Origin of the sequence: Ottowia caeni (assembly GCF_050821495.1) — a bacterium.
Taxonomy (GTDB): Bacteria; Pseudomonadota; Gammaproteobacteria; order Burkholderiales; family Burkholderiaceae_C; genus Ottowia; species Ottowia caeni.
Genome location: NZ_CP151080.1, coordinates 2,302,826 through 2,315,291 on the forward strand (window position 1 = coordinate 2,302,826; position 12,466 = coordinate 2,315,291).

General features: G+C 61.3%; 11 protein-coding genes and 1 pseudogene. 9 read left to right on the forward strand and 3 right to left on the reverse strand.

Annotated elements, in window-relative coordinates:
• Position 1: 1 nt before the first annotated feature.
• Positions 2–1,087 (forward strand): annotated as a pseudogene (locus AAAK34_RS11150) (IS630 family transposase).
• Here AAAK34_RS11150 and AAAK34_RS11155 read toward each other — a convergent pair.
• Both AAAK34_RS11155 and AAAK34_RS11160 read right to left on the reverse strand, forming a co-directional pair.
• The gene (locus tag AAAK34_RS11155; RefSeq protein WP_012077404.1) at positions 1,018–4,047 is read right to left on the reverse strand and encodes a Tn3 family transposase; all 3,030 of its coding nucleotides are present in this window, start codon (positions 4,045–4,047) and stop codon (positions 1,018–1,020) included. The pseudogene AAAK34_RS11150 and the gene AAAK34_RS11155 sit on opposite strands and share 70 nt — an antisense overlap.
• On the reverse strand, positions 4,044–4,637 hold the full coding sequence (locus AAAK34_RS11160) for a recombinase family protein (RefSeq protein WP_012435588.1): 594 nt from the start codon (positions 4,635–4,637) through the stop codon (positions 4,044–4,046). The genes AAAK34_RS11155 and AAAK34_RS11160 overlap by 4 nt, the downstream gene beginning before the upstream one ends.
• A gap of 238 nt (positions 4,638–4,875) precedes the next feature.
• On the opposite strand from AAAK34_RS11160, the gene AAAK34_RS11165 reads away from it, so the two are divergent.
• The 7 genes from AAAK34_RS11165 to AAAK34_RS11195 all read left to right on the forward strand — a co-directional run bounded on the left by AAAK34_RS11165 (position 4,876) and on the right by AAAK34_RS11195 (position 10,116).
• Complete coding sequence (locus AAAK34_RS11165; RefSeq protein WP_011342941.1) at positions 4,876–5,154, forward strand: hypothetical protein; 279 nt, start codon at positions 4,876–4,878, stop codon at positions 5,152–5,154.
• On the forward strand, positions 5,151–5,435 hold the full coding sequence (locus AAAK34_RS11170) for a type II toxin-antitoxin system mRNA interferase toxin, RelE/StbE family (protein ID WP_011342942.1): 285 nt from the start codon (positions 5,151–5,153) through the stop codon (positions 5,433–5,435). The genes AAAK34_RS11165 and AAAK34_RS11170 overlap by 4 nt, the downstream gene beginning before the upstream one ends.
• Positions 5,436–5,841: 406 nt before the next feature.
• Positions 5,842–6,402 (forward strand): chlorite dismutase family protein, encoded by a 561-nt coding sequence (locus AAAK34_RS11175; RefSeq protein ID WP_011514928.1) that lies wholly within the window; start codon positions 5,842–5,844, stop codon positions 6,400–6,402.
• A 133-nt stretch (positions 6,403–6,535) separates the two neighbouring features.
• Positions 6,536–6,892 carry a cupin domain-containing protein gene (locus tag AAAK34_RS11180; RefSeq protein ID WP_012435589.1) on the forward strand — a complete coding sequence of 119 codons (357 nt, stop codon included), beginning with the start codon at positions 6,536–6,538 and terminating at the stop codon, positions 6,890–6,892.
• A 540-nt stretch (positions 6,893–7,432) separates the two neighbouring features.
• Complete coding sequence (locus AAAK34_RS11185) at positions 7,433–7,987, forward strand: GNAT family N-acetyltransferase (protein WP_231693107.1); 555 nt, start codon at positions 7,433–7,435, stop codon at positions 7,985–7,987.
• Between the two features lie 68 nt (positions 7,988–8,055).
• Positions 8,056–8,319 carry a hypothetical protein gene (locus AAAK34_RS11190; protein ID WP_231693108.1) on the forward strand — a complete coding sequence of 88 codons (264 nt, stop codon included), beginning with the start codon at positions 8,056–8,058 and terminating at the stop codon, positions 8,317–8,319.
• A gap of 417 nt (positions 8,320–8,736) precedes the next feature.
• Positions 8,737–10,116, forward strand: coding sequence for an MmgE/PrpD family protein (locus AAAK34_RS11195; protein ID WP_231693109.1), 1,380 nt, complete (start codon positions 8,737–8,739; stop codon positions 10,114–10,116).
• Here AAAK34_RS11195 and AAAK34_RS11200 read toward each other — a convergent pair whose 3' ends face one another.
• Positions 10,117–10,896 (reverse strand): IclR family transcriptional regulator, encoded by a 780-nt coding sequence (locus tag AAAK34_RS11200; protein ID WP_231693110.1) that lies wholly within the window; start codon positions 10,894–10,896, stop codon positions 10,117–10,119. It abuts the gene before it with no gap.
• 110 nt (positions 10,897–11,006) lie between these two features.
• Between AAAK34_RS11200 and AAAK34_RS11205 the strand changes: the two genes are divergently transcribed.
• Positions 11,007–12,464: an FAD-binding oxidoreductase gene (locus AAAK34_RS11205; RefSeq protein ID WP_231693111.1), complete on the forward strand. Its 1,458-nt coding sequence runs from the start codon at positions 11,007–11,009 to the stop codon at positions 12,462–12,464.
• The last annotated feature ends 2 nt before the right edge of the window (positions 12,465–12,466 follow it).

The following is a 12,466-nucleotide window of genomic DNA, read 5'->3' on the forward strand; positions in this document are numbered from 1 at the left end:
CATGGAAAGAGAAGATGCACGCAAGCAGTCGCGGGAAGTGCAGCAAGAACGGCGCAAGCAGGTTATCCGCTTGCATCGAAAAGGAGTCGGCGTGATGCAGATTGCCCAGCAAACCGGGCTCAGTTGGTCTGGTGTCAACGCGGCACTGCGCCTGTTCGAGTAAGGTGGGGCGGCGGCACTCAAGCCCCACGCCAGGGGCAAGAAACCAGGTAGTGGACGCAGCCTGACACCTGAGCAAGAGCGCGTCATTCGACTGACCATCATCGACAAACGCCCTGAGCAGATCAAGATGGAGTTTGCGCTTTGGAGCCGGCCCGCAGTGCGCGAACTCATCGAACGCGATCTGGGAATCAAGCTATCTGTGCGGGCGGTGGGCGACTATCTGGCACGTTGGGGTTTTACGCCGCAAAAGCCGATCAAGAAAGCCTACGAGCAGCGACCTGAGGCCGTCAAGGCGTGGCTCGAAGATGAATACCCCGGCATTGAGGCCAGAGCCAAGCGTGAAGGCGCGGAGATCCATTGGGGCGATGAAACAGCCCTGGTCAACACGGATGTGCGTGGCAGAAGTTACGCGCCCGCCGGTCAAACACCGGTGACGCGGGCAGTGGGTGGAACACGGCAAAAGCTTTCGATGATTGCCACCGTCACGAACCAGGGTAAGACGCGCTGGATGATCATTGATGAGGCGTTCAATGCCGACAAGCTGATCGAGTTTAAGCAGGCCTTGATCAAGGACGCGCAGGGCAAGAAGATCTTTCTGATTCTTGACAACCTGAGGGTGCACCACAGCAAGCCGGTCAAGGAGTGGGCGGCGATGCACAAAGAGGACATAGAGTTGTTTTACCTGCCGAGCTACAGCCCCGAGCTCAACCCGGAGGAGCGGCTCAATGCCGATTTGAAGCAAGCAATTGGCAGCAAAGTCCCGGTGCGAACCAAAGCCAAGCTGCGTGCTGCAGCGACTGAACACATGACGATGCTGGAGAACGGGGTTCTAAGCCAGAACCGCCGAAATTTCCGTCATCCCAGCTCCAGCCCCGCCACGAGCGCATCCAGGTCGATCATCTTGCCGTCGCTCTGGAAGGTGTAATGCCCGTTCAGCAGGATGTGCCGCCAGGCCGCCGGCGATATCTGGGTCAGGAGAGCGTGCGCCTTGGCGTTGCCGCTCGCCTCGTACTTCATCAGCAGCCGCGAGAGGATGGCCGAGTTGTAGAAGATGACCGCGTTGGCGATCAGCCTGGCGCACTGGTTGCTGATCTCAATTTCGATGTCGGTGCGCCCGGTCAATTCCTTCTTGCCGCCGACCTGGGCGATGGTTGAGCGTAGCTGGTGATAGGACTCGATGCGGTTCTGTGAGCGGTGAACGTTGCGCTCCAGTTGCGGATCGCGCAGGTAGCGCAGCGTGTAGATGCTGCGGATGAGCTTGTCGAACTCGAACACCGCGCGCCGCGTGGGGTTCGGCGCGGTGTAGGTGCATAGCTTGCGGATCAGCGTGCCCTGCGTCATCTCCTTCAGTCCGAGCGTGGCGACAATCTGGTCGAGGTTCGGCTTCTCGCTGACTATGAGATCGCGGTCGATTCTCCCGGCCGGCCGGATCAGGCACTGATCGTACAGCGCCGGATCGTCGGCACTGTAGAGTTCCTTCAACTGATCGCCAAGGTCGGTGAAGCGCGGCTCGAAACGCAGGCCGAACCAGTGCAGGATAGCGAAGTTGGCCTTGTTGACGCTGTGCATGTCGCCGGTGATCGCGGTCGGCACGATGTCCGACGTGTTGCGATACCAGATGTCGAACACGTGATGGGCCTCGTAATCGTGCGCGCCGATCAGGTAGCCGTTGAGCGGCACGTGGTTGCACAGCAGCGTGTAGGCGACCACGCCCTTGCCGCGCCCAAAGTATTTGCGCGAGTGGCGCGCTTTCACGGTCGGCCGCTCGACGCCGAATTTCTGACCATCGACGGCACCGTACAGTGCATCGAGGTCGAACGAGTAGTACGGGAAGATCGGCAGCGCGGCGATGGCGTTGCTGATGCAGTCGTTGGCCGCGTGCAGCGTTGCGTGGCGCAGGTACTGTTGGTAGGCGCTCTCCAGCACGTGGTACGGGATGTCGCTGGTGCGTGCCATGACCTGGTTGCCGTGGTTCATCGCCTGCGCGATGATGACCGCCATCAGGCTGTCGGCGTCGGCGACCTTCTTCGCATAGCGCGGCTGCAAAGGCGTCAGCGCCGACAGGAACTGGCACTGGCCGTTGACGAAGCGGAACACGTCGGCCACGTCGCAGAACGGCAGTTGCTCGTAGAACGCCTTCTCGCGCGCCTTCTGGTTCTCGCCCTTGGGCTTGCGCCATGTCAGCTTCTGCGTGTCCTTGTCGTATTCTAGGTGCGTCAGCTTGCCCTGCTTCAGCTCGCGGTTGAAGGCCAGCCACTGAGCGCGCAGCTCGGTCGCGAGCGCATCGAGCTGGGCATCGAGTGGCTGCCGCAGGAACGGGATGTCGATCTGCGCCAGCACGGCGGCCTTCTCATCCAGCGAAACCAGCTCGTCGGAAAAATGCCGGTGCTGCAAGCTGTCGTCGAGGTAGAGTTCACCCGACTGGAAGCGCTTCCTGACCTGGCGGTACAGCCAGAACTCGTAGCGGTCGGCATGCAGGTCCGTCGGCTTGCCATCGGCATCGAAGGTCAGCAGGTACGGTCGCAAGCGTTTCGGCAGCGTGGCCGCTGGACATTCGGCGAGCGGCCGTTGCGATAGGCGCTGCTGTTTGGCGAACACGTCCTTGGCCCAGGCCAGCGCCACGAGCCACGGGCTGCCCGGATCAGTGCCAGCGAGGTCGAGCGCGACATACAGCGGCCGAAGATGGCGGCGGATGCGCTCAGCCAGGCCGTCCACCGCCTGCCAGTGCAAAGCCAGCTTGCTCACCGGCTTCACGCTCATGCGCTGCGCGGTGGTTTGCAGCGTATCGCGGGGCATGATTTTGTAGGCGCGCTGGCGCACATCGCCGAACGGCGTGGGATCGGGCACGCTGTCGTCGATGTAAAGCGACAGCAGGCGGCCGACCTGCGGTGTGTCTTGCTGACGGCGCACCTGCTCGGCGACAAAGGATTGCTTTGCGCCCGCACTGCTTTCGTCCTCCAACTGCTTCATGTGGTAGGCCATCGCATCGACCAGGTTGTCGGAAAGCTGCCGGTAGCGCACCCAGGCATAGCAAAGCAGGTAGAGGTAGGTCTGATCGGCCTTCAGGTTGCGTAGATCGTGGACGGTGTAGAAGTTCGCCAGGCTGGCGTAGTACAGCAGATTCTGCTGCGAGACGCCGAGCTTGGGCAGCAGCGCCTTGGCGATCCGGTGCAGCGGCTCCAGCGTGGCGCGCTTTTCGCGTTCGCGGGCCATCTGACGCCAGCCAAAGTCCTTGGCGTCCTGCTTGAGCGCCGCCAATTGCGACAGGGTGTCGTCACGCACTAGAAGCCGACCCAGCGCGGCCTTGGCCGATTCGTCCAACACTTCCGACAGCAGGCCAGCCAGCCGCCGACGCTCGGCGGACAGGGCTTCGCTCACCAGCTCTTGCAGGGTGGTATAGCCGGGCCGGATGATCTTGTGCTCGTTTAGCCAGACGATCAGCTCGGCGGCGATGAACCCCGGCATCACGTCGCGCCGCACGGTCTGCGCGGCCTGCTGCGCGAGCTGCGCCAGGAACTCGGCCGCCCACGGCCGGTAGCCGAACAGATCGGCAATCCACTCGCGCTGGGTGTAGTGCTCGTGCTTGGAGATTGGCTTGTGCTCGAAGGACTCGCCGTGGAAGTAGCGGCTCAGCACGAAGGCGCAATCGTGCTCGACCTCACTCCAGTCGAAGCGGAAGAAGGCATGCTTGGCCTTGAAGTAACCGATCTGCAAGATGCAATAGACCTGGGCATGGAGACCAGGCCGGCTGCTGGCGAGCGCCAGTTCGGTTTCAGTCAACGCCAAGTATTCCAGCCGCTGGGCGTCGTCGAAGTCCGGCAGGCCGTACAGGGCTTCCTGCTCGGCGTCCGACAGGACGGTCAATCGTTCGCTCTTGGTCGTCATCGCGATGACGCTCCACGAGAGCCCGTCCAACCAACCCGTGCCAGGGTCTCGATCAGCGTGGTTCGCTTGACGCCGAAGTTGCGGCACACCGCCGCCTTGGACATGCCGCCATCGAGCGCAGCGACGATGGCCTCCAGCTTCTCGCCGGTGATCGCCTGCGGCCGGCCGCCGATCCGGCCGCGTTTGCGGGCGGCAGCCAGACCGGCGACGACACGTTCCTGGATCAAGGCGCGTTCGTACTGCGCGAGCGCGCCGAACACCTGGAACAGAAACTCGCCCGAGGGCGTCGTGGTATCCAGGTTCTCCGTCAGCGAGCGGAACGCCACCTGCTTTTTCTTGAGCGAGGTCACGATGGCGAGCAAGTGCGACAACGAACGGCCGAGCCGGTCGAGCTTCCACACGACCAACACGTCGCCAGGGCGAACGAATTCGAGCGCCCGCGCCAGGCCCGCGCGGTCGTCCTTCGCGCCGGAAGCATGATCCTCGAACAGATGCCGCGCATCGACGCCGACGGCGAGCAGCGCATCGCGCTGCAAGTTCGTGCTCTGGCGGTCGGAGTCCGACGACACGCGCATGTAACCTACCAACATAAGCGGAAAACCATTAAGACGAGGTTTCCGTATGGTAGCGTCTGGCGACAGAGTTTTCCGCACAATTTTGCGGCCACTCGGAGGTTGGTGCAGAGGACCGTTGAAGGCCTGTCGAAAAACAAATGTTTTCCGACAGGCCTTGGCCTAGCGCACGCCCGCCTTGCAGCGTTCTGTGAATAGCGCTTAGTAATGACGGCGTATATACTTTGTTAGTATCAAGTGGCAGGAGGCCCCGATCATGTCAAAACAAGCCGTTTTCACGATGAAGCTGGAGCCTGAGTTGCGCGCCGAGTTTATGGCCGAAGCCGAGGCGGCCCATCGCCCGGCGTCGCAAGTGCTGCGCGAGCTGATGCGCGAGTTCGTTCAGCGCCAGCGCGAGTCGCGCGAGTACGACGAGTTCCTGCGCCGCAAGGTCGAAGCCGGCCGGGCTTCGATGCGCGCTGGATTGGGGCGGTCGAACGATGAAGTTGAGGCCGAATTCGCCGCACGGCGTGCCAGTGTGGCGAGCCAGGCGTGAGGGTTGTTTGGACGCCCGAAGCGCAGCAAGACCGTGCCGATGTGTGGGACTACATCGCAGCCGACAATCCGCGCGCGGCGGCCCGGATGGATGAGATTTTCAGCGACGCGGCCGCCCGCTTGATCCAGCACCCCATGCTGGGCAAGCCGGGAAAGATTCCCGGGACCCGCGAGTTGATCCCGCACGAAAGCTATCGCCTGGTGTATCAGATCGACGGCGAAACGGTGTGGATACTGACGCTGGTTCATACTGCCCGCCTGTGGCCGCCTGTGCGCGATTAAGATATGATCATGGCAACAATGAAACGGCGCGTTGACAGACTGCTTTCGAGCCAGACCGCGGTCGGCGGCAGGCGGCCAGTTGCGGACGGTCAAGCATCTTCCCGGTAGCGGACGTTCAATAGTGTCTCTGACCTGCTTCGCTCCCTCTATGAAGGGAGGTCGCTGGCCCATCCGCGCACTCACAGCCTGCCAGTAGGCGCAAATTGGCAGCGCTCCGTCCGGCAGCGCACAGACTGCGGCCGTACGTCCGCGTAGGTTCGCTTCAGCAGTTTCGATTCGAAAGTTCAATGTGATTGCTGCGGGCGGTCGTCGCAGTTGCGCGGAGGCGATGATGCACAAGCACGGGATCGGCAGATAGGTTCTTCGAAGCTGCAAGAGTTAAAACATTCACACATGAAAGATTGAAATGGATACACGATTATTTGCTTTCGTCGGCGCAGACATTGGCCCTTGGCGGATTGTCAGGGCCGAAACGAGAGTTGGCGAGCCCCTGCCTGAAGCCAAAAGGCTCAACGTCGTATCCGCTTCAGAGTTGCAGTCTGAAACCAATGCACCCTGGATACTTCGTGGAATAACCAGCAATGAACGATATGTCATGCGCGCAGAGAAGAATGAAATTGTAGCGAAGCAGCAAGGTCTGGCGCGCCCAGAAGCAACGTGCGGTGCGCTAATACCGATCCGGAAGAACGCAGCTTGGTGGGAGCTCACGCAAGACGAACGCCGGAGCGTTTTCGAACAGTCGAAGCACGTCCAAATCGGGCTTCAGTATTTGCCTGCAGTAGCGCGCAAGCTCCACCACTGCCGCGACCTCTCAGAGAATGAACCGTTCGATTTTCTGAATTGGTTCGAATACGCGCCAATTCATGAGGTTGAGTTCAACAGGCTGCTTTCCGAACTGCGTGCGTCAGAGGAATGGAAATACGTCGACCGAGAAGTCGATATTCGTCTTACGCAAGCACAGGTCTAACCCGCCGATGAACACGGACCCCCAACAGCGGCGCGTTGCGCCGCCGTTTCGGGCCGGTTATCGGCAACGTAGAACTCTCGGATACAGTTGTTCTGTAATAACTTCTCAAGCCAAATTGATTTTTGGAGTGGATATGGAAATGGAATCAAGAATATTTTCGGTAACAGAATATATTCGTCCGTCTGACGGCGAACCAATTCGTTCAGTGGTTCTGGAAACCAAGGACTCAGCAGTTGTTGTTTGGCATGCCCATCCTGGGCAAGAAATAACCGCTCATGTTCACCCGGACGGCCAAGATACTTGGACGGTTATCTCTGGAGAGGCTGAGTATTACCAAGGAGGCGGCAAAGTCGCTCATCTAAAGGCTGGAGATATTGCCATAGCAAAACCTGGCCAAGTGCATGGCGCTCTAAATACTAGTCCAGTGCCGTTTGTATTTGTCTCAGTGGTTGCATCTGGCAACGCGGGTTTTGCGTTGGCTGAAAAATAGTCTTTCTCAAATGTGTGCCCCAGAGAGTTCTAACCCATCCATCAACACGGACGCTGCGCGATGAAGCCGCGCCGCGCCGGCTAACTCCACGTTGAGCGTCAGCTTTCCATATGTCTGGGGGTCTGCAACGGGTCGGGTGCCGTCGCGTGCGCAGTGTCAAAGCTGACATGACTAATACATGAGATGGGCTGATGCTCGCCGTCCGGTCAGGCAGCTGCCCCCTGCAGGACTCACAGCAGTTGTATGCCACCCGTCATCCGAGACGTCAGTCGGCCTCATCCAGACCGGAACAATCTGGACGTGACGTCCGGCTGGCATTGCCGTGATCGAAATGGCGGCTAGTGACACGACTGTTGGGTCTACCCCATCGACCGGGCGCGGGACAAGCCACGTTGATCGGCTGACGGAATTTTCGGCGGTTCCGGCTTAGAACCCCAGAACACGCCAGAGCGGGTCAAGAAGTACTTCGGCGACAAACATGTCGCCTATGCGGCCTCATGAATAATTCCCGCCGGATCAATAACACCAGAAACCACACACATGGAAACCCTGGAAACCGCCCGCCTCGTGCTGAGGCCCTTCGCGCCCACGGACGCCCCCGACCTGTTCTCGTACCTGCACCGGCCGGTGGCCAGCTGCTTCCTGTCGCTGACCCTGGCCGATATGCCCGCCGCCGAGCAGGAAGCGGCCGCGCGCAGCCAGAACGAACACAGCATTGCCGTGTGTCTGCGTACATCCGGCAAGCTCATCGGCGATCTGTTCGCCGATCCGGAAGACGACACAGTCTCGGTCGGCTGGAACTTCAACCCGGCCTTCTTCGGACAAGGCTATGCACACGAAGCTGCGGCTGCGCTCTTTGCCCACTTGTTCACCAAACGCGCCGCGCGCCGGCTGTACGCCTACGTGGAGGATACAAACATCGCCTCTCAACGGCTGTGCGAACGGCTGGGCATGCGGCAGGAGGGACTCTTCAAGGAGTTCATCTCCTTTCGGAACGACGCCCATGGGGTGCCGATCTATGAAAACACCCTGCAGTACGCCCTGCTGCGACACGGGTGGGTGTCGCGACACACCCGACTCTCCATCCCAAGTTGAATGACCGCTGCACCCGGTTCGGGTGACCACTGAACAAGTGCCGTCCCTCGCTGCCCGATGGCAGCTTCGTGGCGCTCAGCAGCACTGGCTTTCGATCACTTCACGGCAGCAGCCGCTGCACTGCGGTCGTCCACCACGCCGCCGGTGTTTCCGCATCGATCAATTCCACTGATCCACCAAGCGCCCACAGGTACGAGAAACTCACCCTGCGCGGCCTGTCCCTGGTCCAAATCTCTCAGGCCGACCAGATCTCGGTCAAGTACGTGGGCCGCATTCTGCAGTTATCACTGCTGGCGCCGGACATCGTGCAGGCCTTGGAGCAGGGCGATTAACCCCAGGAAACTGCTCGCGCAGCATGTCGTGGATGCGCCGGTAGCCGAATCGGCGGCGCACCGAGGCCGTTTGCCCAATCTGTTCACCCAGGGAGGCGTTGAGCTCGCTGGGCTGCGGCGGGTGGCGGTCGAGTGCTGCTCTAACCATCGCTGTGCGGAAATGATCCAAACCGGGGGAGGCCTCATGCGACGGTGGTTCAACCCCAGATGCATTGATTGCTGATGTGGAATGCAGAACGAGGCGCCTTCTGATACTGCGACGCGGCGCTTGTCTTGCAAAAGCTTATCTTGTAGCAAGCACTTCGCCACTAGCAAGTGCACTCGCGCCCTCATCCGTGCGCTCTGGCCTTTTTTGCAGCCCGAGCATAGGACCAATAAGTTTCATACAATGAATAATATTTTATTCAATGAAATATTATGAGCGAAGCGCCTTTGGAAGAACGACTGGTGGCACACCTCGTGCGACTCGCAACAAGCACGCCACAGCGAGAGACTCGCGAGCGCTTAGCGCACGCCATTCTCGACTGGTTCACAGCCGGCTGGTCGGGTCAGACCATGGCTCTGGCACCTTCCATTGAGTCGGTCACCCAACTGACGTGGCCCGGAGGAGGGACGGCACCCACCTTTGGCGGAAAACGACTGGCACCTGTGGCTGCCGGATTTTGCAACGCGGCGGTTGCACATCTGCGCGAAATTGACGACGCCCATCGAACGGCTATGCTGCACCCAGGCGTCATCGCTGTGTCACCGGTGATCGCACTGTCGTCAAGTCACTCGCTCACCCGGCACCAAGTGATGGCAGGCATTCTGGCCGGCTACGAGGTTTCGCTGCGCATTGGCGAAGCACTCGGACCTCAACACGCGGCTCGTTTTCATGCGACGGCGACCGCTGGCACGGTGGGCGCAGCAGCTGCGGCAGGTATTGCGTTAGGTTTGACGCCCGGGCAACTTCATCATGCCCTCGGCATTGCCTCGACGCAGGCAGCAGGTCTATGGCAACTGGCGGACGATGACGCCCATGAATCCAAGTCGTTGCACCCAGGTTTCGCCGTCAGGAATGGGATGATGGCCGCCTTCCTTGCGCAGGCAGGCCTGCCTGGTGCGCACGCTTTCTTGACCGGGCCTAGGGCCATGTACGCATTGCTCAACGGTGGGGGGCAGCTGGAGGCGATCACCCATGAACTGGATGGTCCGGCAAAACTCCATACGGCAACGATCAAGGCTTGGCCCAGCTGCGCTATGACGTTTACAGCGCTTGACGCCTTGCAGTCGTTGGTCAGCAGCACCGGAATGAATACTGTCGATATCGTCAGTGTGCACGTGGAGATTTTTTCCCACGCGCTGAAGATTGCCAATGTCGACTGGCCGCACAAATCCAGTGAAACCCCTTTCAGCATCCGCTACCTGCTGGCCGCGCTACTCCACCACGGGCAGCTGGGCATTTCGGAGGTGGAAACCCCGGCACTGGACGACGAAGCGCTGCGTGCGCTGGGAGCGCGCGTGAAGGTCGTGCCCAGCGAGGCCTTGCAACAGGCCTTCCCTGAGCGGCGCCCTGCGGTGGTGACAGTGGAAATGGCGGATGGGCGTCGCCTGAGCGCACGTCGCGAGTTGCGTCGCGGCGATCCGGAAGACCCCTTCACCTGGGATCAGTTGCTTGAACGAATGCGCGCATTTGCGCCTGCCATGGACGACGGCACGGCGACTGCACTGGCGACGTGGTGCCACACTTTGACCGATCCCTCCCAAGACGACCAGCGCTGCCAGCCCGATGCAGCCCTGTTTGGTCCTGTCATTTGATCAGCTCCCCACCGGTGCCTGCCAACCCGATGGCGGGACAGTCTGAAATCCATGCTCGGCCAACAGCATGCGTGCCTGCCCGGCGCCTGCCACCTGTGCCTCTACAGTCTGTCGCGAGGCCAGGCCCATGATGACCAAAGAGCCCAGGAAATCGCCCTCGTTCTCGAACACCGGCACCGCGATGGACGCCATCTCAGGCACCCGCTCGGCGCGGGTGATGACGTAACCGTCGTGCGTAATCTGCTCGGCGCGCGGTGTGCTGGTTCCATTGAAATACTTCAGTATGTGGGCAGACGCGCCCCCAGCGGCCAGCGGCACCCGGGTACCCGGCTCCACATGGTGGCGCACCTCCTTGACGGTGTTCTCGCGGTAAAGGCACACCCGCTCTTCGCCGCTGAGCACATAAAAAGCCACGGTTTCACCCGTGCGCTGCATCAGTTCCCGCAACACCGGCTGCAAGCGTTCGCCGAGATCAAAGGTGCGGCGATACAGCATGCCGAAATGCAGCAAGGCAGGCCCCGGAACGTACTGCCCGCTGTCCAGGCGCAACACCATGCGCGCACGCATCAACACCGTGAGCAAACGCAGCAGCGTGGCCTTGTCCAGCCCGGTGCGCTCCGCCAGCTCGCGCAGGCTCAGCCGCAGGCGCTCGGCACTGAAACATTCGAGGATGGAGATGCCCCGCTCCAGCACCCCGGCGGGCGGCTTGGGGCCGGACAAAGGTGGCTCAACGTCCAAATCGTGGTCGGGCAATGCAGCGTCGTGAGAAGTGGTGGGCATGGCGTGCGCGCTCAGGTTGACACGGTCAAAATGCGCCAACTATAATTTCATTCAACAAAACATGTTTCATTCATTGAAACATTTACTAGAGACATACAACCGGAGCTATTGTGCCACCCACCCACCGTGAAGCCCTGCTGGCCGAGCTCGCCGCTATCGTGGGGGTCCCCCATTTGCTGATCCGCCCCGAAGACAAGGTGGCCCACGAAACGGACTGGCGGCGCCACTACCCCGGATGCGCGCTAGCAGTAGTGCGCCCCAAAAACACGGACGAGGTGGCGCGCGTGGTCAAGGCTTGCGCCGCGGCAGGCGCGACCCTGGTGCCGCAGGGAGGCAACACCGGCCTGGTCGGCGGATCGACACCCGACGCCTCTGGAACAGAACTGGTGCTGAGCCTGACACGCATGAATGCAGTGCGCCGTGTGGATGCGCTGGACAACAGCATGACCCTGGAGGCCGGGTGCACTGTTCTGGCTGCCCAGGCCGCGGCCACTGAAGCCACCAGACTGTTCCCCCTGTCGCTGGCGTCCGAAGGGAGTGCCACCATCGGCGGGGTCCTGTCGACCAACGCTGGCGGCGAACAGGTGCTGCGCTACGGCAACACGCGCGACCTGACGCTCGGCCTGGAGGTGGTGCTGGCCGATGGCCGCATCTGGAACGGCTTGTCCGCGCTGCGCAAGGACAACACTGGCTACGACCTCAAGCAACTTTTCATCGGCGCTGAAGGCACGTTGGGCGTTGTCACGGCCGCCACCTTCAAGCTCTTCGCGCAACCACGCCAAGTGGTCACGGCTTGGGCGGCATTGCCCAGCGCGCAGGCCGCCGTTGAACTGCTGGCCCGCCTCACCGCCAGCGTGGGCGAACGGGTCACCGCCTTCGAGCTGATCGGCCGGGTCGTGTTGTCGCAGGTGCTGGCACACGGCACACCCGGCATGCGCGACCCACTCGGCGGCGACTACCCCTGGGCGGTTCTGTTCGACGTGTCAGAGGCCTCTGCCAACATGGACCCGACACCGGCAGTGGAGGCCACGCTGGCCGAGGCGATCGACGACGGTGTGGTGTTGGACTGCACCATCGCCGCCTCTGGCCAACAGGCGCATGAGTTGTGGGCGCTGCGCGAACACGTACCAGAAGCACAGCGCTTACATGGCCCATCCATCAAACACGACATTTCGGTGCCGGTGTCCGCAATCCCCCGCTTCATCGATCTCGCCGGCGCCCGGCTGGAACAACGCATGCCGGGCATACAAGTCTGCTGCTTCGGCCATGTGGGCGACGGCAACCTGCATTACAACCAAAGCAAGCCCGCGTCCATGTCGGATGCCGACTTCCTCGCCGAGGCCGAGGTTGTGCACAAGGTGGTTCACGCCGTGACCGCCGAGTTCCAAGGCTCGATATCGGCCGAACACGGCATCGGTCGCCTGAAGCAATCGGCCTTTATGGCCACCAAAGCACCTGTCGCAGTCGAGCTCATGGAGCGCATCAAGGATGCGCTCGATCCGGACCGGCTGTTCAATCCGGGTCGCCTGCTGCCACAGCCGCGCCCAGCTCCCGTTTCCAAAACCTGACC